The organism is Streptomyces sp. 8L (genome assembly GCF_020176795.1).
Lineage (GTDB): Bacteria > Actinomycetota > Actinomycetes > Streptomycetales > Streptomycetaceae > Streptomyces.
In genome coordinates, this window is the sequence record NZ_JAIUKE010000207.1 from 1 (window position 1) to 21414 (window position 21414).

18 protein-coding genes and 2 pseudogenes are annotated in these 21414 nt (G+C 67.3%); 12 read left to right on the top strand and 8 right to left on the bottom strand.

Features of this window, described 5'->3' with window-relative positions:
• The first annotated feature begins 423 nt into the window (after window positions 1-423).
• The 4 genes from LCE31_RS18530 to LCE31_RS18545 all read left to right on the top strand — a co-directional run bounded on the left by LCE31_RS18530 (window position 424) and on the right by LCE31_RS18545 (window position 5759).
• Window positions 424-2148 (top strand): ricin-type beta-trefoil lectin domain protein, encoded by a 1725-nt coding sequence (locus tag LCE31_RS18530; RefSeq protein ID WP_225015548.1) that lies wholly within the window; start codon window positions 424-426, stop codon window positions 2146-2148.
• Window positions 2149-2504: 356 nt separating this feature from the next.
• Entirely contained in the window at window positions 2505-3755 is a 1251-nt protein-coding gene (locus LCE31_RS18535) for a hypothetical protein (RefSeq protein ID WP_225015550.1), read from the top strand.
• A gap of 259 nt (window positions 3756-4014) precedes the next feature.
• Window positions 4015-4689, top strand: coding sequence for a hypothetical protein (locus LCE31_RS18540; protein WP_225015552.1), 675 nt, complete (start codon window positions 4015-4017; stop codon window positions 4687-4689).
• Window positions 4690-4718: 29 nt separating this feature from the next.
• Complete coding sequence (locus LCE31_RS18545) at window positions 4719-5759, top strand: hypothetical protein (RefSeq protein WP_225015554.1); 1041 nt, start codon at window positions 4719-4721, stop codon at window positions 5757-5759.
• Window positions 5760-5844: 85 nt separating this feature from the next.
• On the opposite strand, the gene LCE31_RS18550 is transcribed toward LCE31_RS18545, so the two are convergent.
• On the bottom strand, window positions 5845-7221 hold the full coding sequence (locus LCE31_RS18550) for a WD40 repeat domain-containing protein (protein ID WP_225015556.1): 1377 nt from the start codon (window positions 7219-7221) through the stop codon (window positions 5845-5847).
• A gap of 199 nt (window positions 7222-7420) precedes the next feature.
• Between LCE31_RS18550 and LCE31_RS18555 the strand changes: the two genes are divergently transcribed.
• From LCE31_RS18555 to LCE31_RS18565, 3 genes are all read left to right on the top strand, one after another.
• Window positions 7421-7621, top strand: a complete 201-nt coding sequence (locus LCE31_RS18555; RefSeq protein WP_225015558.1) for a hypothetical protein — start codon at window positions 7421-7423, stop codon at window positions 7619-7621.
• A 156-nt stretch (window positions 7622-7777) separates the two neighbouring features.
• Window positions 7778-7954, top strand: a complete 177-nt coding sequence (locus tag LCE31_RS18560; protein ID WP_225015560.1) for a hypothetical protein — start codon at window positions 7778-7780, stop codon at window positions 7952-7954.
• 24 nt (window positions 7955-7978) lie between these two features.
• Window positions 7979-8785: an alpha/beta fold hydrolase gene (locus LCE31_RS18565; RefSeq protein WP_225015562.1), complete on the top strand. Its 807-nt coding sequence runs from the start codon at window positions 7979-7981 to the stop codon at window positions 8783-8785.
• 129 nt (window positions 8786-8914) lie between these two features.
• Here the strand turns inward: LCE31_RS18565 and LCE31_RS18570 are convergent, their stop codons facing one another.
• Both LCE31_RS18570 and LCE31_RS18575 read right to left on the bottom strand, forming a co-directional pair.
• Window positions 8915-9670 carry a glycosyltransferase family 2 protein gene (locus tag LCE31_RS18570; protein ID WP_225015564.1) on the bottom strand — a complete coding sequence of 252 codons (756 nt, stop codon included), beginning with the start codon at window positions 9668-9670 and terminating at the stop codon, window positions 8915-8917.
• Window positions 9671-9675: 5 nt separating this feature from the next.
• On the bottom strand, window positions 9676-10464 hold the full coding sequence (locus LCE31_RS18575) for a GntR family transcriptional regulator (RefSeq protein WP_225015583.1): 789 nt from the start codon (window positions 10462-10464) through the stop codon (window positions 9676-9678).
• Between the two features lie 466 nt (window positions 10465-10930).
• Here LCE31_RS18575 and LCE31_RS41550 point away from each other — a divergent pair.
• Window positions 10931-11099 (top strand): annotated as a pseudogene (locus LCE31_RS41550) (IS21-like element helper ATPase IstB); the annotation flags it as partial.
• A 32-nt stretch (window positions 11100-11131) separates the two neighbouring features.
• Here the strand turns inward: LCE31_RS41550 and LCE31_RS18585 are convergent.
• The gene (locus tag LCE31_RS18585; RefSeq protein ID WP_225015566.1) at window positions 11132-11935 is read right to left on the bottom strand and encodes a class I SAM-dependent methyltransferase; all 804 of its coding nucleotides are present in this window, start codon (window positions 11933-11935) and stop codon (window positions 11132-11134) included.
• A gap of 267 nt (window positions 11936-12202) precedes the next feature.
• Here LCE31_RS18585 and LCE31_RS18590 point away from each other — a divergent pair, with 267 nt between their 5' ends.
• From LCE31_RS18590 to LCE31_RS18605, 4 genes and pseudogenes are all read left to right on the top strand, one after another.
• Window positions 12203-13165 carry an RNA polymerase sigma factor gene (locus LCE31_RS18590; RefSeq protein WP_225015569.1) on the top strand — a complete coding sequence of 321 codons (963 nt, stop codon included), beginning with the start codon at window positions 12203-12205 and terminating at the stop codon, window positions 13163-13165.
• A gap of 136 nt (window positions 13166-13301) precedes the next feature.
• Complete coding sequence (locus LCE31_RS18595; protein WP_225015571.1) at window positions 13302-14462, top strand: acyl-CoA dehydrogenase family protein; 1161 nt, start codon at window positions 13302-13304, stop codon at window positions 14460-14462.
• 791 nt (window positions 14463-15253) lie between these two features.
• Window positions 15254-15569, top strand: a pseudogene (locus tag LCE31_RS41250) (transposase); the annotation flags it as partial.
• 258 nt (window positions 15570-15827) lie between these two features.
• Window positions 15828-16460, top strand: a complete 633-nt coding sequence (locus LCE31_RS18605; RefSeq protein ID WP_225015573.1) for an ankyrin repeat domain-containing protein — start codon at window positions 15828-15830, stop codon at window positions 16458-16460.
• Window positions 16461-16942: 482 nt separating this feature from the next.
• Here the strand turns inward: LCE31_RS18605 and LCE31_RS18610 are convergent, their stop codons facing one another.
• The 4 genes from LCE31_RS18610 to LCE31_RS18625 form a co-directional block, all read right to left on the bottom strand.
• Window positions 16943-17116 (bottom strand): hypothetical protein, encoded by a 174-nt coding sequence (locus tag LCE31_RS18610; RefSeq protein ID WP_225015575.1) that lies wholly within the window; start codon window positions 17114-17116, stop codon window positions 16943-16945.
• Window positions 17117-17161: 45 nt separating this feature from the next.
• Window positions 17162-18229: a 7-cyano-7-deazaguanine synthase gene (locus tag LCE31_RS18615; protein WP_225015577.1), complete on the bottom strand. Its 1068-nt coding sequence runs from the start codon at window positions 18227-18229 to the stop codon at window positions 17162-17164.
• Entirely contained in the window at window positions 18226-18948 is a 723-nt protein-coding gene (locus LCE31_RS18620; RefSeq protein WP_225015578.1) for a hypothetical protein, read from the bottom strand. The genes LCE31_RS18615 and LCE31_RS18620 overlap by 4 nt, the downstream gene beginning before the upstream one ends.
• Window positions 18949-19112: 164 nt before the next feature.
• The gene (locus LCE31_RS18625; RefSeq protein ID WP_225015581.1) at window positions 19113-20858 is read right to left on the bottom strand and encodes a DUF4209 domain-containing protein; all 1746 of its coding nucleotides are present in this window, start codon (window positions 20856-20858) and stop codon (window positions 19113-19115) included.
• Between the last annotated feature and the right edge of the window lie 556 nt (window positions 20859-21414).

Below are 21414 nucleotides of genomic sequence, written 5' to 3' on the forward strand. Positions count from 1 at the left end.
CCCCCGCGGGGGCGCCCGCCCCCCCCCCCGCGCGCCCCCCCCCCCCCGCCCCCCCCCCCGCGCCGGCGCCCCCGTGTGCCCCCGCCCTGTGCCGGCGGGGGGGGCCCCCCGCCTCGCGCCGGGGGACCCCGGACGGGGCGGGGACGCGCCCCGTGCAGGGGAACCCCAGACGGGGGCCCCGGCGGCGCCCGAGCAGAACTCGGCGGCGCGCAGGGCCGTGTTCACGAGGGCTTCAAGAGGGTCGACCTCGACGTGTCGGCCATCTTGTCGAACGTCGGACCGGTCGGGAAGCTGTGCGCATGACATCCCCGTGCGCCCGTCACGCGGGGCAGGCCGGCGCGCGCCGGCATCACGCCTCCCGCGGTGGCCTCCGGGGATGTCCTGGCGGACGTGCGAAAGCACGCCTTTCCCCGGAGGTCAGACATGCGCTTGAGATCCGCAAGACCGCGGCGCGGTGGCTGGAAAAGAGCGTTCACCCTGGTTCCCGTCATCGCGGTCACGGTCGCGGCCACCGTCGTCGCGACACTGAACGCCGAGGCGGCGGTGCCCCCGACGCCGTCGGGCTTCACGCTCACCTGGAGCGACGACTTCAACGGTGCGTCCGGCACCGGCATCGACCAGAGCCTGTGGAAGTACGACACCGGGCCGGGCAGCAGTTTCGGCACCGGTGAGATCGAGACCATGACCAACAGCACGTCGAACGTCTACTACGACGGCCAGGGCCACCTGGTGCTCCAGGCCCAGCATTCCGGTTCCGACCCGCGGAGCGGCTGGACGTCCGGGCGCGTGGAGACCCAGGCGGCGACCTTCGGCGCCCCCGCGGGCGGAGTCGTACGCATCGAGTCCGTCCTCCAGCAGCCCAACGTCAACACCGCCAACGGCGCGGGCTACTGGCCGGCGTTCTGGATGCTCGGCGCGCCCCTGCGCGCCGGGGTGACCTGGCCGACGTCCGGCGAGGTCGACATCATGGAGGACATCAACGGCCGGAGCTCCGACTTCAGCACCATCCACTGCGGTGTGAGCCCGGGCGGGCCGTGCAACGAGTCGACGGGCATCGGCTCCGGTGAACGCGCCTGTTCGGGCTGCCAGACCGGCTTCCACGACTACGCGGCGGAGATCGACCGCTCGGTGTCGCCGGAGCAGATCCGCTTCTACCTCGACGGGAACAACTTCTTCACCGTCAGCGCCAACCAGGTGGACGCGACGACCTGGTCCAACGCGATCGACCACCCGTTCTTCATCATCTACGACCTGGCGATGGGCGGCGGTTTCCCGGACGCCTTCGGCGGCGGCCCGAACGCGGCCACGGTCTCCGGCGGCAAGCTGGTCATCGACTCGGTGGCCGTGTACAACAAGGGGCCCGGCTCCGGGGGCGGCGGTCAGGTGAGCGGCCAGACGATCACCGGCCCCGGCGGCAAGTGCGTGGATGTGTCGGGTGACGACACCGGCGGCGACGGTACCGCTGTTCAGCTGTGGGACTGCCAGTCGGGGGCCAAGGACCAGCACTGGACCTGGAACGGCCAGACCCTCCAGACCCTCGGCAAGTGCCTGGACATCGCGGGCGGGGCCAACGCGGCCGGCACGAAGCTCCAACTGGCCACGTGCAACAGCGGGGGCTACCAGAACTGGATACGGCAGACCGACGGCTCGCTGCGGAACCCGGCCTCGGGCCGGTGCGTCGACTCCCCGTCGGGCGCCACCGCGAACGGCACGCGGCTCCAGATCTGGGACTGCAACGGCGCCGACGCCCAGAAGTTCGCCATCGGCACCCCGATCTACGGCCCCGGCGGCAAGTGCGTGGACGTGGCGGGCGACGACACGGGCGGTGACGGTACCGCGGTCCAGCTGTGGGACTGCCAACAGGCGACCTCACTCGATCAGAAGTGGACCTGGAACGGCCAGACCCTGCGCACGCTGGGCAAGTGCCTCGACATCGCCGGGGGCGTCAACGCGGCCGGCACAAAGCTCCAGCTGGCCACCTGCAACGGCGGCGGCTACCAGAACTGGGTCGCCAACGCCGACGGCTCCCTCTCCAACCCGACGACGGGCCGATGTGTCGACTCCCCGTCCGGTGCCACCGCGAACGGCACGAGGCTCCAGATCTGGGACTGCAACAACTCCGGGGCCCAGAAGTTCGGCCTGGCATGAGAGCCACCGGCAACAACCGGCCCCCACCCGCGACCAGCACGGCGCGGCGACGGCCGTAACCCAGCCCCCGCCTGAGCGGAGACCGTGACCTCGAAGGGCCCCACCCCTGGCGGGGCCCTTCGAGACGAGCCCCGGCAAGGACGGAACAGGTACCTCATGGACGACAAAGGGACGCCGTCCGTATCGAACCAGGTAGCGAACACAGCTCTTCCGGCTTTCGCGGACAGGGCCGTTGGCGCTTGGCCGAGACTCGGGTGGCTGTGCTCGAACTGTCCCTCCTGGCGACGATGTTGGCCCTCTCATGCACTCTGTTGAGTGTCGGTTGTCTTTAATATGGTAGAGGAATGGCTAATGGGGTGTGGCACACCGGATATGGCATAGAGATCAATCTGTCCCTGCCCGACCTCGGTCACCCGGACCGTCCCGATCTGCTTCAAGAGATCATCATCGGCGTCTCTGAGCGCGATCCACGGCTCCTCGAATGTCTGGCGCACCACGAACAGCGCGCGTGCCTGTCGGAGTCGGGCGGCAAGTCGCCCTGGATGTTCATTCGCCGAGGGCGCGTGGGCGGCCGGCGACCGCTCGTCGCCTCGCACCTGCCGATCACGCACAAGGCGACTCCGGCGGAGAGTGCCCAGCACAGGGCCACCAAGGAGCGGATCGTCGAGACCGCTGGACGATACGGCCTGGACGCCGAGGCCGAGGTACCCGTGGCCAACCGGCGCAGCGTCTCGGACGCCGTCGTCACCGGTCCCGGCGGTCTCAGGATCGGATGGGAGATCCAGTACCACCACCTCAGCCCCAGCAGCGTGCACCGGCGCTCTGTCAATGCCGTGGAGCACGGCATTACCCCGCTCTGGGTGGCGAAGGATCGGACGGCTTCCTTGATCGACCGGGCGCCCTGGGCGCGCGTCGACGACATGCCGTGGAAGGAGATCGCCGACGGCAAGGAGATGGTGATCCGTGGCGGGTACCGGCACCTCGAAGTCTGGAAGTGCCTGCCGAGCAGCGAGCGCCACTGCCTCCTCAGCGAGGGCGCCGGTCATTGCGGCGCGATTCACGCGGACTGGTTCATACCGGCGCTCTGTCTCCCGGAGAAGAAGCCGGTCCGCATCGAGGATCTGGTGCTGCAGAGCGCTACGGGGGAGAGCGTCCCGGTCTACGTGCCCAGTCGGGGCAATGGCCGCGCTGGGCGGCACATGTGGGTGTCCGCGGCCGACCGTGCGCTGTGGGAGGAGATCGTCGATGAGAGGACGCCCCTGCCCGCAGTCCCGGCGGAAGAAGCCGACGATGTGATCACTTTCGCCGAGCAGGAGGTCGACCGTACCTGCCGGGCAGGCGAGGACAGCTGGTTTGTCAGTGACGCCCGGCCTCTTCGCGACCTCGATCAACCGACGGGCGGCTTCACCCTCCCCCGTTTGCCGGCCAAACGCTCCAGCGACCCGATGTGGGTCACTCCCGTCGAACGGGCAGCAGCCTCCGCGGCCCTGGGGTGCCCGCCATGGGAGCTCGGGTTGTGTGCGGGCTGCACGCAGATCATGCGGCGGTACGGGCGGAACGCGGCCATGTACTGCACCGCGTGCCGGGCCGGGCTCAACGGCCGGTAGTCGGCAACTGCAATCGCCACCGTCGAAGTTCGCACAGCAAGCTGCGACGGCGTTCGACGTCATGCCCGGTGAGAGCGATAGCGGAGAATACGAGATTCGAACTCGTGAGGGGTTACCGCCAAGACACTTTCCAACTGTCCGCACGGCTGTTCAGGGCCGTACATCGAGGGCCGCGCAGCAGACTGATCGAGGTGCGTGGACTTCGGCGAACGTCAGCGCCTCGTGGTGCGCCCTACAACGATCAGGACAACGTGGGCTGATGCGATTGCTCAGCCTCACCGTCGGCCCGCGCTCGCGGTCACTCGGCAGTAATCTTTTCCAGGAACCGCTGTCTTCAGAATCGGAGAGGGACTGGTCGATGACGGATACTCGTTCGTCGCAGAAGTGCGTGGTGCCGTGGGACGTCTCGGTGGGGGACTTGCCCACGCAGGTTTTGGCCGCCCGGGCGGGCGGTCGTTTGTTCCTGCTCCCCGACAAGACGATCGATGGTGTGGGGATCTACCGGGATGACGTGGCAGGTCTCTTGAAGACACTGAGGCATCACGGCGTGGACATCGGCTTCGCCTCCGCGCGAGAGGACAGGCGCTACCTCAGCGAATATGGTGCTGCTGACGTGGTTGCGGTGATCGCGCTCGCAGTGGCAGGTAGTCTCACGAGTGATCTGATCAAGAGTGTTTCTTTGGTCCTGTGGCATCGTGCCCGTTCGGCGCTCGGAGCCGACCCCGTGCGAGATGAAGTGGGCTCCGCGAACGTAACCGTCCGCATTGCTGAGATCGTGCGCAACGATCAAGAGACTGTTGTCCGGGGCTTGGAGGTCACCAGCCCGGTTGCAGACATCGAAAGCCTCATCCGAGACGCAATCTCTGACCGTCGGCCGACATGGCTGCCCCCTGAAGCGTCGGACGCCATCGCACCAGAGAGTACGTCTGAGTGAGATTTTCTGGTTGCATCATCCGTACCGGCGTGCCGCTTCCTCCGGCCGCAGGTCCGGCCCGCTCGGCCATGCTGCATCAGGATGGCGTGGTGGCCTTGAAGGAGTCGGCGCGCCTGTACGGGGAGTGTTGCCGCAGTATGGCGCAGACCTGGGGTCTGGGTTTTTCACACATTCCCTCGTGGGAAGCAACAAATGCGTTCATCGAGCGCTATGACCTGCGCTCTATGGAAGCTCATCGAGATTTCCTCACCGACGTCTGGGCGCGAGCAAAAACGCGACTGCTCCGCCAAATCGACCACCGTGCACACCCTTCGTCACTCAGCGCCGCTCCTCGGGAACTGCGCGCGGAGGGGTTCCATCACCGGCAGTACGCTGTGATGTCGAAAGTGCTGCACGCACAGCCCGGTTCGGGCGTGCTTGCCGAACCGTGGCGTGCATTGGAGAGTTCGGCACGGAGGTCTCTCGGGCGGGCGGTCGATGCCTTCAATTTTCTGGAGGACACCGAGCTTGCCGAACCAGCCCATGTGCATGCGCACAAGGTCGCTGCTCTCGCGGGCGGGATCTTCGGTTGCGGTATCAAGTACAGGCAGGGCACCTATTGGGACACGTGCCCGGTTTCGCTCATGCACAGCAGACTGGGAATGTCTGTCGGGTTCACCTCGACGCGAGTCTGCTCCTTGTGCGGGGAAGACCTCGACCTGTGTGAACACTTGCTTGATGTCCTTTACGAGGTGCAGGTACACCGCAGCTCCGAGGGCATCTGCAATGCATGTGGGCGCCTTGGCTGTTCACACAGTGACGGCGAGATGGCACTGTCCTACCCGCGTCCGGTCATGGGCGACGCACAGATCGACGAAGTAAGCCTGGTACCCAGGCCGAGAGACCCGTTGGCCCGTATCACGGAGGTCGAAATCGATCCCCAACTTCTCGCCCGCAGCCTGGGCGCTGAGCCCAGCGGCCGCAGCATCCGATGCTTCCGCTGCCTGCGCCCGTGCGGGGGCTTCAGATCGTCCCATGACAAGTGGGGTATCGACAGCGCGGATGCCGCACCCGGTGGAGGCCGTACGTAGGGCCTGTACGTGTCGAAGGCCGCCCTCGTGCTTGGCGGCCGTCCGTGCAGCCCAAAGACTCGGCGAGCCCACTTCAACACCGCATCTACCAGAGTCCATATCGTGATTCACCGGTCAGTTTGCCAGTCGCGATCGGAGGAAGCCACAAGCGCATGCCATCACGACTACCGGTCGCCAGAAGGCGACCGTCCGGCGAATAGGCGATGGTTCTGATGGGAGACGTGTGGCTCTTCAACGGCTCGCCAATGGGTTTATTACTCGTTGTGTCCCACACCCGTACGGTGGTGTCTTCGCTGCCCGTTGCGAGATATCGGCCCTCCGGCGAAAAAGCAGCCACAGTGATCTGAGCGGCATGGCCCAAGAGAGCGCTACCGGACTCCTTCCGAGTGTCCGCATCCCAAAGTTTCACGGCCGCGTCTTCGTCGCCAGTGGCCATGTACCGGCCATCGGGCGAGAAAGCCAAGGCAGTGACCGGGCTTCGGTGTCCCGATCTTCTGCTGATCTCCTTGCCGAGCGTCGGCTCCCACATTGCTACCCCTACACTTTCCTTTTCGATAGCCAGGGCGATAGCCAACCGGCCGTGAGGAGTGAAGGCAGTCGCCGTGATCGTGTAATCGTGGAGAGCTCTGTCGATGTTAAGGGGCTGTACGGAGTCCGTGACGTCCCACAAGCGGAGAGTCTTGCCCGCCGTAACCATGTGACGTCCGTCGGGGGCGAAGGCCACGGTGTGGATCGCGCCCCTCGCGTTCCGGGCTTTAGCCACCTGAGTACGAGAGCGCACGTCCCAGAGTCTGGTGTTACCAATCGAGTCCCCGGCTGCCAGCAGTGTCCCGTCCGGTGAGAAAGCCATGGATGTGACGGACTTCCCGTATTCTTTGCCGAGCCTCCAGCCAGACGAGTCCCATGGGTCGGCCAACTCCGTCAGGTCCAAGAGCTTCACCTGCCCCTGGTAGTCAGCGGCCAGTATGTTCCCGTCCGGGGAGAATGAAAGGGAATTTCTGCCGACCCATTGTTCGTCACTCAGTGGAGCGATTTCTATGGAGCGCCCCTGATTCAGGGCACTCTGCACAATACGGGCGGTGAGACCGCCCTCCAGTCCGGACGGCTGACCGGCCTTCGGAGCGGTCCGCCTACCCTGGCGATGTCGGCTCTTCCCCGCTGTCTCCAGCTCTTTGAGACGTTTCCACCGCTCACGCCACTCGTGCAGTTGGTCTTCCGGGGGTGATGCCGGACTTCGTCCGTCGAAATTCAACAGCACGCGGATCAGGGTCATGTGCACCTCGTACGTGGGAAGCCTCTTTCCGTTGAGGATCTCGCTGACGCCAGACCCTGACAATGGTCGGCTCCTGGGTGCCCGCGCCGTGATCTGCGCCAGGGTGGGATTGCCATGCTCAATGCGGAGACGTCGCAGGTCATTGGCCCATGCTTGAAGCTCGGCGTGAAACGTGCCGTCGTACTCCATGATCCCCCTTCACGGTCACCATCGGTCACCAGCCTAGAGGACCTGCGCAGAGACCAACGAAGAATCTCGGAAAATCTCGTAGACTGCCGAGAAGCCACGAAACTTTCCGGACGGCTTGTGTCTCCACACCCAGTTCCGGGTCTGTGCGAGTCGGTTCGTTGCCCTGGGAATGGGGTAATTCGGGCTGTGCAATGGGCACATGCCGAAAGAACTCTCTTCATCCAAAGGCCGTCTCATCAGTATCTTCGTGATTCGCCACCACCGGGACACGCAGACGCCAACCGCCCCTCGTATGTCCTCCCTGTTACGGGAAGCGGCCACAGGCATGGTCAAGGTCATCACTCTCGGCCTCGGTCAAGTCGGGGTGCATTGGCTGAATTTGTGGCTGAGTAACCATTGACCTGCAGTCAGGTGCGCGACGTGGATCACGGGGCCGACTGCCTGGCACTCTCGCATTCACGATCGACCGGCCAGTGAGGTCGAGTGGTTACCGCAATCGAGGCAGGGCCTTGCCGTTGACCTGCCATTCGATCGCTCGCACCGCGGCGTGCAACTCATGAGCGAATTCGATGACGTTGTCGCCCCCGAGGAGCGTGATGTGCTCGGAGGCCCCGCCCTGGAGGCGCAGGGCCTCCGCCAGCTCGGTGACCCTCTCGACCTGCGGAACAGGCCGACCGCCATCGGCCGCACAAGTATGCCGGCAGTCTGTCGGAGCGCTGTCGGTGTGCTGTAGGAGGGCGGGTGCAGGCTGGTGAGCATGACTGAGCTTGCCGCACCGTCTGGCGACGGTCGCCTCATCACCGCTCTCGACGACGGAGCCGGGCCGAACCTGCTGGTGGTCCACCCGGGCGGCGGAGACGCGACGACCTGGGACGGCGTCACCCGCCGGCTCACCGATGACTTTCGCGTCGTGAGGGTCCGACGGCGGATCTACGATGCCGAAGCGGACATCGCTCTCCCGCACTCGATGAGCATCGAGGCGGCCGACATCGTCGCCGTCGCGAATCTCCTGGAGCCTCCTGTGCTCCTTGTGGGGCATTCCTCGGGTGCCGTCGCCGCACTGGAGGCGGCCCTGCTGGCGCCGTCGGCGTTCGCCGGACTGGTCCTCTATGAACCGCCGGTGCCGACCAAGGAGTTGGTCGCCGGGACAGCAGGGGTACGTGCCCGCGCCGCGGTCGACGGAGGCGAACTCGTAGAGGCAATGCGGATTCACATGCGGGACATCGTGCGCATGCCCGCGGCAGTGGTGGATGCCATGTTCGCCGACCAGCGCGTGCGCGACGCGTTTGCCGTGTGCGCGGCGGCGCAGATCGCGGAGGATGAAGCGATCGACGCGCTCGGCGTCGGTGTTGATCGCTTCGCGTCGCTCGAAGCGCCGACGACCCTGATCGAGGGCGACCTCAGCCCCTCCCACCTGCGTGAACGCCTGGCCGATCTGGCGGTGGCCCTGCCGAATGCGCGCACCGTCACGCTCACCGGCCAGGGACACATCGCCCACCTCGAAGCTCCTGACACCCTGGCCGACACCATCAGGGACGCGGCGGGACGGGTTTTCTCCCTATGACGCGCATGGCATCAATGAAGGTGTCTCCGGATTTGAGGGTTTGAGGGCTTACGGCCTTGAGGACTTGAGCCGGCCCTCAAGCCAACGCGTGCCGCGTCCGTACGGCCGTCGCCTGCTCGGTCTTCGCGCTCACGACGGCGGGTAGGTCCACCGCAGGTGCGCGAGTTGACGGGCCCTGGCCTCCACGACCGCCATCCGGGCCTCGCGTTCGGCCGGGTCCGTGTGCGCGGCCTGACTGGTCGCCTGGCCGGGCCACTTGCGGTAGAGCAGACCGACGTCCGCGGTGAACCATCCCGGACTCACCGCGTTCAGGGCGAGCAGCAGCCCCGTGTCCTCCGAGGCGGGAAGCGCCATCCACCCGCCCAGCGCCACGACCAGCTCCCGGCGGGCGAAGAGGGTCGCCGGGTGCACCTGGGCGAGGTAGTTGTTGGCCCGCCAGAACTCCAGGACCGCGCCACGTTCGATCACGCCCGGCTCCGGGTCGCCGGGAAAGCCGGCCGTGGTGCCGTCGGGAAGCAGGTCGAGGACCCGGGAGGTGGCCCAGCCGATGGACGGGTCGGCTTCCAGGGCCGCCAGGTCGCGCGCCAGGGCCCCCGGGGCGAGCTGGTCGTCGGCGTCCAGGACCTTGATGTACTCGCCGTCCGTGCGGGCCAGCGCCAGCGTACGGGCCGTACCGGGGCCGCCGGGGCGCCCCCGCTCGAACGTCACGCGCGGATCGTCCGGGACGTAGCGGCCGACGTCGTCGCCCAGCCCGTCCTGCTGGATGAGCCAGTGCCACTCCCAGCCCTCCTGCGGCTCCTGTTCGCACAGGGACTTGTACGCGTCCGGCAGGAAGTGGGCGGACGGGCCGTGGACCGCGGTGATGACGGTGATGCGCGTGCGCACAGCGCTCACCACCTTTCCAGAGAGGTGGTGAAGTGCATTTCCGTGCGGTCGCCCGGCAGGATCACGTCGGACAGCTCCACCACGCGGTCCCGCGTGTCGTACGAGGTCTTGCGCAGCGCGATGACGGGGGTCCCCGGAGGAAGCTCCAGCTCTTCCGCTTCCTCGGGCGTGGGCGGCCGGGCCGTCACACGTTCCTCGACGCGATCCAACTCGACGCCCACCATGAGGAGTTGGCTCTGCGTGCCACCGGGCCACGGCTCGTTGGCCGCGTCCAGCAGATCCGGATTGGACTCCACGAGCCCGCGCACCAGGTGCGAGGTCACGAGACCCAGCGGCGCACGCTCCGAGGCGTTACGCGTCCGGTAGGAGCGCACGAGCAGCGGTGTGCCTTCCGGCACGCGGAACGCCTCGGCGATGTCGCCCTCGGCGACACCGTCGCTGTACGAGGCGTGGAACGCGAGATCGCTGACGCTCAGCCCGGTGGCCTGCTCCGTGGACCCGGTCTTCAACCGTTCGCCGACGGACTTGCGGGCCCTGTCCTTCTCCCACTGGTGCCGCTCGTTCGTCCGCAGGATCTTCGTACGGGCCTCGCGGACGAAGTTGCCTCGGCCGTGCCGCTTCTCGATCAGTCCCTCTTCCTGGAGAAGACGGAGAGCGTCCCGGACGGTCGGCAGGCTGCGGCGGTGGTCCTCAACGAGCTGGGTCTCCGCCGGCAGCTTGTCCCCGGGACGCAGCTCACCTGCCCGGATGGCACGGCGGATCTCGTCCGCGATGCGCTCGTACGCCTTGGCCATGGGGTGCTCACCGTCCGTGTCGATCGTGCAATTCACCATAAGGCTCCTAAAGAGGTCTTGACGAGCGGAGGCGGGACGGGCCGCGGTCGAGAAGCCCCCGCACCCCTCGGTGAGCTCATTCGGGGACGCGACGGGTCGGTGAGCTCATCAGCTCATCAGCTCACCAGGGAGGGAGGTGGCGGGGCCGGCTGCCGTACCAGACGCTACGGTGCTGCGTCTCCCGCCGGACGCCGGAGATCCCCGCGGTCTCGGGCAAGGCCCCGGTGGAAGTGTTCGTGCCGCAGACCCATCTGCCGGGCCACGGGCCACGAGGTGGAGGTCCACTTCGGTGGCGTGACCGTGCGTCTGTCCGGCGCGCTGGTGACCTGCTACTTGTCCTCGCTGCGCCTGCCGTCGATCCGCGACAGATTCACCGACGGCGCCGACCGCCGTCCACACCCTCGCCACCACGGTGGTGAACGAACTGGTCGAGGCCGACGAGTCCTTCGGCGGCTGGAACCTTCACCGATCCCTGACTCCGCGCGGCCATCGTTGACCGCCTCGCCTTCAACGGAACCATCATCGAGACCGGGACCGGCTCCCACCGCCTCGCCAGCGCCCGAGCGGGCGCTGAGGAACCCGCCAAGACCGGCTGACGCCTGTCCCCCACGCCGAGAGGTGGAGTCACCTACTCGCCGGCGCGGGCGACGAGCAGTGGCTGGAAGAAGCCCGTCTCCTCCGGCATCTGCCACTTGAGGTCAACGAATCCGGCCTCGGCTGCGAGGCCGGCCAGCCTGTCCCGGCCGAGTGCCCAGTAGGAAGTACGGCGGACCTTGACGCGCCAGTCTCCGTCTGCCGGAAGGACTTGGAAGTGCTCCAGGTCGTAGTGCTCGCCGTCGTCGTGCCAGTGCCAGAGCTGGAAGGTGACGGTCCGCTCTTCGCCGTCGGCACCGTCGGCGGCGTCAGCGCCATCGGCGTCGTCGGCGTTTCGGTGGACCTGTGGAGGCGTCGACGCCGGGCGGTCGCGCAGCAGATCGTCGTAGTGGCGTGTGCTGACCAGCAGTAGGCCGTCGGGACGCAGAACGCGGCGCATCTCAGCCAGGGCGGCGCGCACATCCTGCTCGGTCAGCAGGTGAGGCAGCGAGTTGTCGGCGCAGACGACCGTATCGAACCGGCCATCAGAGAAGGGGAGGCGTCGCATGTCGGCGGCGGCCGTGCGGACGCTCAGGTTCCGGCGGGCGGCCTCACGGGCGGCGCGGGCGGCGGCGCGGGGGCTGATGTCGGTCCCAGTGACCCGGTGCCCGCGCAGCGCCAAGCCGATGGCCTGCGTGCCGATGCCGCAGGAACAGTCGAGGACCGTCGCGCGATCTTGGCCGATCAGGGTGTCAAGGGCGCGCCCCTGCCGACGGATGCCCGCGTCCCAGTCCGCATAGATCAGGTGGTAGTCGTCGGCCAGTTCGTCGTAGAAGTGCGCCACCGATGTCTCGGTCATGGCCCGAGATTACCGGCCTGCCTCCCCGGAGGGGCCGGTCATCCCCGTGATCAGCGCGAACGCCCTCACTGCCGGCAGCACCGTCATTTCCCGTGACATCTGTGCACAGACACGGTCGCCTGGGCCCGGGGCTGGTCGTGCCGCCGGGGTGGGCGACAGCGCCGGCAACAACCTCATCGCCTCAGCCGCTACGGCCTGACGGCCTCAGCGGCAACAGCCTGACAACCTCAGCGGTAACGGCCTGATGGCCTCAGTAGGATTTCGTACATGGCGATTCCTCGTGCTGGTGACCCCACCGACGCGGAGATGGCGCGCGCCGCGCAGGCAGGCGACGCAGGTGCTCTTGGCGGTCTTCTGGTCCGCCACCGTCCGGCGCTCCTCGCCGTCGCCATCAGTCTGGTCGGCTACGGCCCTGACGCCGAAGACGCCGTACAGGAAGCGAGCATGATCGCCCTGAGCCGGATCGGCAGCTTGCGCGATCCCGCCGCGGTGGCGCCCTGGCTGCGTGCGGTGGTCCGCAACGTCTGCCGTACGCAGAGGCGTTCGCCCGCACACGTACCGCTGGACGACCGCCATGTCGCACTGCTTCGTTCGGCGGAACCGGACCCCTTGGAACGGCTGGAGCGGCACGCCACGCGGGACTGGGTGTGGCAGGCCATGGCTGAACTATCGTCCCCGCTGCGGCTGGTACTCATGCTCCGCTACTTCAGCGGCGTATCGACGTATCAGGACATCGCGGCGACCTGCGGTGTGCCGGTGGGGACCGTTCGCAGCCGGTTGAGCGAAGCCCGTGGCAAGTTGACGCGGGCCTTGCTGGCAACTGCCGACACCGCCCACGACGACGTCCGTAAAGCCAACGAGGAGAGCCGCCGCCAGGCAGAGGAGTTGCTGGCGGCGACACGGCGTGGTGAACCCGGGTCCGCACTGGCCACGTCCTGGCTGCCGACGGTGGCGCTGTCCGGGCCCGGTGGCATTCGCTCCGAGGGGTACGGCCTGCTCGCCCGCGGGCTCGAGCAGGATGTGCGCGACGGGGTCAGCCATCACGTGGCCAACGTCATCGCCAGCGGCGATCTCGCCGTCTGGGAGGTCACGATGCAGAGCCCACCCGATGACCCATTCCACTGTCCGCCCGGTGCGGCATGGGTGATGCACCTGCGCTCCGGCTGGGTACGACAGGGGCGGCTGTTCCACACGCGCCGGGGGCACCCGGAGCACACCTGTGCAGCGTGACGCAGGACACGTCGGAGACTTCGAACTTCCGTTCCGCAGTACGCGTCTGGTGGGGGCGAGCACGCGCGTGGCCGTCGAGTCCGCCGACGCGGCAGCGTTCTCGCCGTCCGGGCCGACCCCTAGTACGGAGAACGACATGCCTTCCTACCCGCGACCCTCCCATGCCCCCGAAGACCTGCCCGGCCTTCTCCGCCCGGCGATCGAGAAGTACCGCGACGACGCCGAGGACCTCCGCCGACTGCCGAGCGAACTCGTCGACGTTCTGCGCGTCAATGGAGCATTTCGTCTCAACACCCCACGCGAACTGGGGGGCTTCGAGCTCCCCGTGGCCACGAGCGTGGCTCTGATCGAGCGGCTTGCCCGGATCGACGGTCCGACGGCCTGGACCGTGTGGAATTTCAACGTCGGCTTCGCCGCGGCGTTCCTCAGCGAGGCGGCCGTGGAACGGGTCTGGAGCAGCGGTCCGGACCCGATGATCGCCCATTCGAGCCAGCCGGGCCACCTCGTGCCGAACGATGACGGGTTCCTGCTCTCCGGCGAGTGGAAGCTCGTCAGCGGAGCCGATTCGGCCCAGTGGATGGCGCTGCTTGCGGTTGTCCTGGACGACGGGCAACCGCGTCTCACCGAGGCCGGGCCCGACGTGCGCTTCTGCCTGGTTCCCCGCGCGTCGGTGGAGGTACGGGACAGCTGGCACTCGACCGGCCTGCGCGGCACGAACAGCAACACCGTGATCGCCGGGGAAGTGCGCGTCGAGCCCGACATGGCCCTCGCCCCCGGCGCGGGGGCCCGGATCGACCGCCCGCTCTTCCGCGTGCCGGTGATCAACCAGCTCACCTCGGGCGGCGCCGCAGTGACGCTCGGCCTGGCCCGGGCGGCGATCGAGGAGATGGCGGAGCTCGCGCGCACCAAGACCGGGCCGGACGGCCTGCCGCTCGCACAGCAGCCCCGAATCCAGGCCGCTCTCGGACGGGCCGGCGCACAGGTCGACGCCGCCCTGGCGTTGCTGATGACCACGCTCGGCGCACTGGACGCCGCGGCAGTGGCGGGCCGCCGAACGACAGAGGCGGAACGAGGCGCGGTACGGGGGGCGTTGCCCCACGCGGGCGAGACCGCACGCGCCGTGCTGACCTCGATGTACGAGTTGGCCGGCTCAGCCGTCGTCTACGAGTCGAACCGGCTGGGCAAGCTCTTCCGCGACGGCCACGCCGCGGCGCAGCACGCCATTCTGTCGGTCACCAACTACGAGGTGGCCGGCCGCACCGTCCTCGGCATCCCCAGCGCGGACCCCTTCCTGTGAGCTGACCCCACAACGGCGCGGCTTCCGCGAATCGCAGCGCTCCCGACGACATGCGGGCCGAAACCGGTGGGACTACGCCGGCCGTCGACCCGAGCCGGGCGGGCCACGATCACGACCATAGGGACCAGAGACCGGAGACCGGAGAGGCTCCGACCCGCAGGCGCGGGCCGGAGCCTCGTTCCGGCTGCTCAGCCGTGGCGGAGGATGCGAGATCCGAACCCGTGAGGGGTTGCCCCCACCACGCTTCCCACATGTTCGTGCGTGGGTCCGGAGGGTTCACGGTCGTCCTGGCCTGCGGTCCAGCAATGGTGGATACGGGACCACCCGACCACCCCCACGCACAGGGATCACGAAGCCCCCTCGGTATCCGGCTCGGGCGCCCGCTGTCGCCGGGCCTGCCATGCGATCGCGGCCAGGTGCGGCAGGGCTTCCGGGGCGGTGCCGGGGAGTGCCGGAAGCGCGCGAGTCCAGGCGCCTGTCCTCAGTAGTCGGTGCACTGTGTGCCGGTCCTGCCCCTTCCTGGACGGAGCGTCCCTCGTGGCGGCGCGGACGAGCGCGAGACAGATCCTGACCATTCGGTCGTCTGCGCGCGGGTCGGTGGCCGGCGTGACCTCGACCCCCGCCAGGTATGCCGCCACGGCGCCGAGAGCAAGCGACCGTTCCGCCGGGGTTCGAAGGGACTCGGCGTGACGCCACGCCAAGCCGGTGTCACCCTCCACGGCGGCGAGCAGGGCGCATGCTGTCGGGGCTCGCAGAAAGCGGCCCCGGCTGACGAACCGGCAGACCACGCCATCGGCCGCTCCCGCGCCGGACTGACCACGAAGATCCATCTGGCGGCGGATGCCCGCTGCAGGCCCCTGGCGTTCGTGCTCGCCGCAGGCCAGGCCGGTGACGCAGCAGCGTTCCCCGCGGTCGTGGCACGCCTGCGCGTCCCTCGACATCGTGGACGGCCTCGCACGAGGCCGGACGTGGTTAGCGGCGGGCAGAGCGTATTCCTCCCGCGCGATCCGCGACCACTTGCGCAAGCGCGGTATCCGGGCGGTGATCCCGATCCCGACGGACCAACGAGGCAACCGGCTTCGCCGGAGAAGCAAGGGTGGCAGGCCGCCAGCAGACAGCGACCGTCTACCAGGCCGGACTCCACATCTCGGGCATCTTCCTCTGGTCCGCCCGGTGATCCAAACGAAGCCACCTAGCGCACCGGGAGTCTTGAACTCCGTAGCATTACTGGCCGATTGACTCAGTACACTCTCAAATAAGAGATACGCTCGCATCCTTAATCGAAGGCGGATGAACTTCCGGAAGCTTAGGCGGAGGCGGGCTTCCTCGGCAATGACGAGACGAATTCCAAGGGTATTTGGAGAAATGAAACCGGAGGAAGGATTTGTTCACGCGGCCCGTCAGGGCGACATAGGGGCCGTTCGTCGTCTGTTGCTGAGCGGGGTATCGGCCGACGCCTCGGACAAACGGCGCACAGCCCTGGATTGGTCTATTTTTTGCAATTACCCGGAGGTTGTTCATGCCTTGCTGGAAGCTGGTGCAGATCCTGAGCAGAGAATAGGAGAATATCGAGAGAATCTCCCTCTGCGCTTTGCTTCGACGCGAGGTACGAGCAAGATCGTGGATCTCCTGCTGAATGCCGGTGCGCAACCGGATGGTCGGCTTGATGATCAGCAGGGCACGCCACTTTCCATGGCTGCCGGCCAAGGACACCTAGAGATTGTGGAGGCCCTGTTGAACCGTGGGGCAAGTCTCAACGGACTCGGGGGCCCGCAGAGCGATCCGCTGGGGAGTGCGGCTTGGAGCGGGCAAGTGGACGTGGTGCGTTTCTTGCTGGGCCGGGGTGCCACCCCAACACCCGAGAGCTTCGAGTCGGTCCGTCGAGGACAGGAAACAGCCGAGAAGCGAGCCAAGCTTGCTGGGTGCAGTGTTCTCCAGCTCAAGCAAACCCTAGCCCCTTATCGTGTCATTGCGGAACTAATGGAGCAAAGTGCATGAATGCTTACTTCGGCCGGCATTTCAAAAAGCGGTTCATGTAAAATCTGTCATTTCTCTGGGTTTTTACCTGCACCCCGAGGTGTGGCGAGTCGACATCGATATGGATGAAAACTGGCCAAAATACTGATCGTGCTTACGCGTTCACTCCTCTCTGGTTACATTTCTCACGCATATGCGTGCACAGAGTGAAAGGGATAGAGGAAGCATTCTGCTGATTCTCGGCGTCCCCGACACAGTCGTGGACGCGATCATGGACTGGGAGCCTAGCCAGTCGGCCCGTACGCGTCGCCGCTACCAGTACTTGACGAAGCGCGTCCTCAAAGGACACGACCGCCAAGGTCGGCGGCCTGCTCTGGGCCCGGCCTGATCAGGAGCCTCCCGAGGGCTGATCTGGTCAACTGCAGCTCCCGTAGCGACATCGGCCCGGACGGTACGGCTGTCCGGGCCGATGTCGTGGTCATCGTGAGGACCATGTCGCCACATCAGGCTCTGGCCCTGGTCTCGACGTGCCGCAACTCGGACAGTTCCTCTCGCCCTTTCGTGATGACGGCCAGCGTGGTCTGTGGATCGGCGCCTGGGGGTAGCGGGGTGTCGGCGATGAGGTCTCGGAGGGTGTAGGGAGCGTTGAGCCAGTTCAGCAGGGCGCGCCAATGCACCGCTTGGTCATTGCTGAGATGGGGATCCCAGGGGGCGGAGTCGTACTACATGTCGTCCACCCCGAGCAGTCCCGCGCGGCGTACGAGGCAGGGGTAGCAGAGGCCGCAGTTGTCGTAGCGGGAGCCATGGGTGCGCTGCGGCGGAGGGACGCCGCAGCTCAGGGTGGCGGCGAGGTTGGCAGGGGTGAGGCCGGCATCGAGCGCGGCGTGGCAGACCTGGCGCTTGGTGAGGCGGGCGAGTGGGTTCTGGAGCTCTACGACGGGGCCGTCAGCGACGGCCGCGATCAGCCGGTTCAGCAGATGCAGGGTCCAGGGGTGGACCGAGCGTGTGGAGCAGGCAGCGGCACGGGCGGGGGACAGTGGCGGGTTGATAGAGAGCTGGCCGTTCTCGGGGATATGGGCGACGGGGGTGCCCTCGGCCGCCGCTGCGCGGACAGCGCCGACCGCGTAGAGGAAGCCACGAGAGCGAGTGGTGCGCTCGAAATCCCCTTGCTTCTTGCCCTGGAAGCGGACGTTCTGGCTCAGGATAATGCGGCGGACCGGGCGGTTGCGGCGCCGGTAGATGCTGGCGTACACGGAGCCCTGAAGGCGTGGGAAGTTCTGTTCGCCGAAGGTGACGAGCAGCAGACTTTCGGACGTGTGAGCCGTGGCGCGTTGAGCTGCCCAACTCAGTGAGTCCAGGCCCCCGGAGAACAGGGCGACCTCTCCGGCGCGGGAGGCCGTATCGAAGGTGAGCGACACATCGGTGGCTGGGCGGGAGCCACGGAATTCCACCTGCCAGTGGTCGCCGGTCAGGGTTTGCAGCAGCGAGCTGAGGAGTGGACGCGCGGCCTGCCAGCGCTCGTGCGCGGCGACCGGCACGGAGAGCCGGATGTGGCGAGTCCAGCGATCGAAGGTCGCGTCACGCCGCGCGTGCTTGTCTGCTGCGAAGACCGCACGGCCGATCCGTTGCAGGTCGTCCGCCCAGGGTGGGGGAGGGGCAAGTAGGGCCAGCCTCTGCGGTGCGCGGTGCTCCGACTCCCAGTAGTTGCCGTCGCCCAGAGGCTGCCATCCGGTGGGTGGTTCCGCCTCGTCGGACTCGCGCCAGAAGAAGCGGCGATAGGCGGCCGTCATGCGGATTCCCCCTCGTCGCCTTCTTGGTATCCCGGTATGTTCTCGACAACCAGGCCCAGCACCTTGCCCACTGTGCCCGGGACCAGGCTTCGGGCGATCTCCGGCAGGGACCCGACCGGATCCTCGATGTCCGACTCCACAGACTTGGCCTTCTCGACGAGTTCAGCCGCCTCTTCGCAGGGGTTCGGCACCAGTGAGAGAACCTTGTCGGCGACCCAGTCGGCGATGTGATCGCCGGGGTCGAGAACAGGCAGGACCGGGGCGACGAGCTTGACCTTCTCGGCAATGACAGATCGCAGGAACTCGCTCACGATGTCGGCGAAGAACCACTGGTAGAGCAGGCACAGCAGATCCCCGGCGAGACCACCACCCGCGGGTGCTCCTCCGCCCGATTCCGCCTGCTGCCGTTCCAGCAGCCGCTCGGCGGTGTCTGCCGCGGCCCGTCGTATCGCAGCATCGGTCAGCGTGCCGCCTCGCCCTCCCACCTCGTTCGTGAAACGGGCCAGAAATGCCTCTGGGTCCTCCACGAAGTCGGGCCCCTCGTCGACCAGCGTGGCCATCACGTCGGCAAGGCGGTAGCCGGCCTCCGTGGCTGCGTCCACGAGACCGAAGGCCGACTGGTCTTCGCGCATGGTCCGACGCAGTACATCGAGGTGGTCATCGAAGATCTCATCGAGTCGTTGCTCGGCCTGTGGTCTACTGCCGTTCCATCTGGACATTCGGCTTCTGACGCGGGTCCACTGCGCAGCCATGCCACCAGATCGGCCTCCCGGCCCCATGTGTGCTGAATCCGTGCCCGCCGCCCCATCCACTGGGGCGGCCCGCTACCGCTCCCGGCCGCCTGTACGCGCCATCAATGCCTCGGTGCCGCGGGGAAAATAGGTCAGCTCTCTGCCTGGCCCGCCCCGCCGTCGTTGGTGGTCTTGTGCCACAAGGCGAGGGTGGCGGCAGCGTGCAACACGAGCGCGGCGTCCTGCTTGGATACCTGCTGCATGAGACCGTGCAGCGCCCTGTTGCGCAGGTTCAGGCTCAACGGGTCCGACAGCAGCAGCGTCAGGTAGGCTCGCTCGGCATCGGGTGTACGCCCCTTGAGTCCGGCGAGCAATTCGCCGAGGCCGACGAAGGTTCCCAGGCCATTTCGCGCGGCGGCCGGTTCCGTGTAGACGACCAAGCCCAGTTCCATCGACGCTGACCGAAGCGCCGTTTCCAGGCGCGGAACGGCGCACAGGAGTGCCTCTTCGTACCGGCCTGCGGCAAAGTGGCCGAAGGCGCGCACCAGGCCGTCGGAGAGCAGTTCGTCGAATATGCCCTCGGTCAGGAAGCCAGCGATCGCTTCCGGCGTCGTCCGGGGGTCGGCCACGATCCGGCCAAGGGCCTCGGCTGCGAACACGCCCCAGGACGTGATACCGCGCGTGTCGTGGTCGATGACAGCCTGGGCGAAGCGAGCGTCGTCTCCGGAGAGGATCTTGACGGGCAGTCCCTGGCCGTTGAGCTTGACAAGCGTGGTCAGATAGTAAATCGGCGATTCGCGCATCGCGGCACGCACCTGCTCGGCGACTGCATCGCGATCGGCCTGGACAGGGCAGTAGCTGCCGAACCTGGCAAGCCATGCGCGGGGATCGTCTCCCGCGAGGAACTGGCCAATGAACGCCTCGACGTGCTCGGACGGAAGGTTTACCTCTGCGGAGAACTCGACGAGGCCCTGGTCGCCGCGGCTAATCTCCTGCAAGCGCACCAGCAGACGCTGCGTGTCCTCGCGTAGACCCACGGAGCGCGCCACCGCCAGAGCCTGCTCAAGGTGGCGAATCGCGACCAGCGGAGCGGCGGCGTCTTCCGCCGCCGCCTCCCACAACCCCACGATGTCGGTGGCGACGGTCCGGCGCGCCTCGGGATCTGCCCCCGCCAACTGCAGGCGCAACTGCATGACCGCATTGAGGCTGAAGGGATCCGCACTGAACGCAGTACCGGCGACGCCTAGGAGGTCGGCCATCTCCACGGGACGTTGCTTGGCCGGCAGCGCGGCCAACCGGGTCAGTAGGCGCAGGCAAGGTCCCGGCATCGGCTCGGGATTCGCCAGAACTTGCTTCGCCGCCGAGACGAGTTCTCCAACGGTCTCCACGGCATGCTCCTTCATCCCCGCCTCGGCGGTGATGTCAAGCGCCCGGGTTAGACAGTCTGCTCGATACACTTCCGCGATACTCGGGTAGGCCCACAGTGCACGCAGGGCCTGCTGTGAGGCCTGGGCGTACACGTACGGCTTTGCACCGAACCGTCGCAACCACAGCAGATCCGCGAGCCGCGCGACCACCAGCGGGTATGCGGCAAGAAGATCAAGGGCGTCCGCCCAGGACGAGAGCGTCTCCTCCGTCGCCTCACCCACCGGCTCAGGATGGCAGCTTCCACCAATCTCGAACATCGGAGCGTAGATTCGCGAACCAGGATCCTTGAGATGCGGTCGTAGCGTTGGGTGGTACTGCAACGCTCGAACGACGGAGGCGGCGTGCGCCTGAGGTTCGGGGCCGAGTAGCGCGATCATGCGCGCAGCCGTCTTGTACTGGTCCAGGCCCTCGTCAAGGGCCTCCTTCAGTGCGGCTATCGTCCCGTCGTGCCACTCGTGCGCCAGCGCCATGCCCCATGCCCTCGCCGTAGCTGCCCCTCACAAGGCTTTGACGGATCGTACGCCGCCTCCCGCGGTCACCCGGGCGATTTTGGGACGCCGTCCACCTTGCCACTGCGGTCGTGGCTGGTGCCGAAGTCCTGCTCAGCTCGAAACACGCGCGACTTCCGAGCGGGACAACCGCAGCGCGGAGTGTGGATCGACGAGCCATACCCGTTTGGCGGAGAGGAGCTCTCCTAAACCAGCAGGCGCGAACCGCCGACCTATCGAAGCCAGGAGCGCTGCTCAGTAAGAGCAGCGCTCATGCCTGCGGAGGCCGAAGGTGTGAGCCACTCGTCCACGGACGATCGCTCTTGCCGGTCCCTGACGGCGCGCGACGGGCTCGCCTGGGAGGTCGCCGGGGGGGACCGATGACGCGGGAGAGGACCGCGGCAGGCATTCCTGAGACCGCGCCGTCGCAGAAACGTGGGGGGGGCGCCCCCCCCCCCCCGGGGGGGGCCCCGCCGCGGGGGGGGGGGGGCGGGGGCGGGGGGGCGCCGGGGAGAACAGGCGCGCGGGTTTGTGGCCC

Excerpts from the sequence above, each read along its gene's own strand:
- LCE31_RS18585 (WP_225015566.1), bottom strand. The coding sequence starts at position 11,935 with ATGACCGAGACATCGGTGGCGCACTTCTACGACGAACTGGCCGACGAC.
- LCE31_RS18590 (WP_225015569.1), top strand. The coding sequence starts at position 12,203 with ATGGCGATTCCTCGTGCTGGTGACCCCACCGACGCGGAGATGGCGCGC.
- LCE31_RS18605 (WP_225015573.1), top strand. The coding sequence starts at position 15,828 with ATGAAACCGGAGGAAGGATTTGTTCACGCGGCCCGTCAGGGCGACATA.
- LCE31_RS18615 (WP_225015577.1), bottom strand. The coding sequence starts at position 18,229 with ATGACGGCCGCCTATCGCCGCTTCTTCTGGCGCGAGTCCGACGAGGCG.
- LCE31_RS18550 (WP_225015556.1), bottom strand. The coding sequence starts at position 7,221 with ATGGAGTACGACGGCACGTTTCACGCCGAGCTTCAAGCATGGGCCAAT.
- LCE31_RS18530 (WP_225015548.1), top strand. The coding sequence starts at position 424 with ATGCGCTTGAGATCCGCAAGACCGCGGCGCGGTGGCTGGAAAAGAGCG.
- LCE31_RS18575 (WP_225015583.1), bottom strand. The coding sequence starts at position 10,464 with ATGGCCAAGGCGTACGAGCGCATCGCGGACGAGATCCGCCGTGCCATC.
- LCE31_RS18620 (WP_225015578.1), bottom strand. The coding sequence starts at position 18,948 with ATGTCCAGATGGAACGGCAGTAGACCACAGGCCGAGCAACGACTCGAT.
- LCE31_RS18560 (WP_225015560.1), top strand. The coding sequence starts at position 7,778 with ATGAGCGAATTCGATGACGTTGTCGCCCCCGAGGAGCGTGATGTGCTC.
- LCE31_RS18555 (WP_225015558.1), top strand. The coding sequence starts at position 7,421 with ATGCCGAAAGAACTCTCTTCATCCAAAGGCCGTCTCATCAGTATCTTC.
- LCE31_RS18625 (WP_225015581.1), bottom strand. The coding sequence starts at position 20,858 with ATGGCGCTGGCGCACGAGTGGCACGACGGGACGATAGCCGCACTGAAG.
- LCE31_RS18595 (WP_225015571.1), top strand. The coding sequence starts at position 13,302 with ATGCCTTCCTACCCGCGACCCTCCCATGCCCCCGAAGACCTGCCCGGC.
- LCE31_RS18565 (WP_225015562.1), top strand. The coding sequence starts at position 7,979 with ATGACTGAGCTTGCCGCACCGTCTGGCGACGGTCGCCTCATCACCGCT.
- LCE31_RS18540 (WP_225015552.1), top strand. The coding sequence starts at position 4,015 with ATGCGATTGCTCAGCCTCACCGTCGGCCCGCGCTCGCGGTCACTCGGC.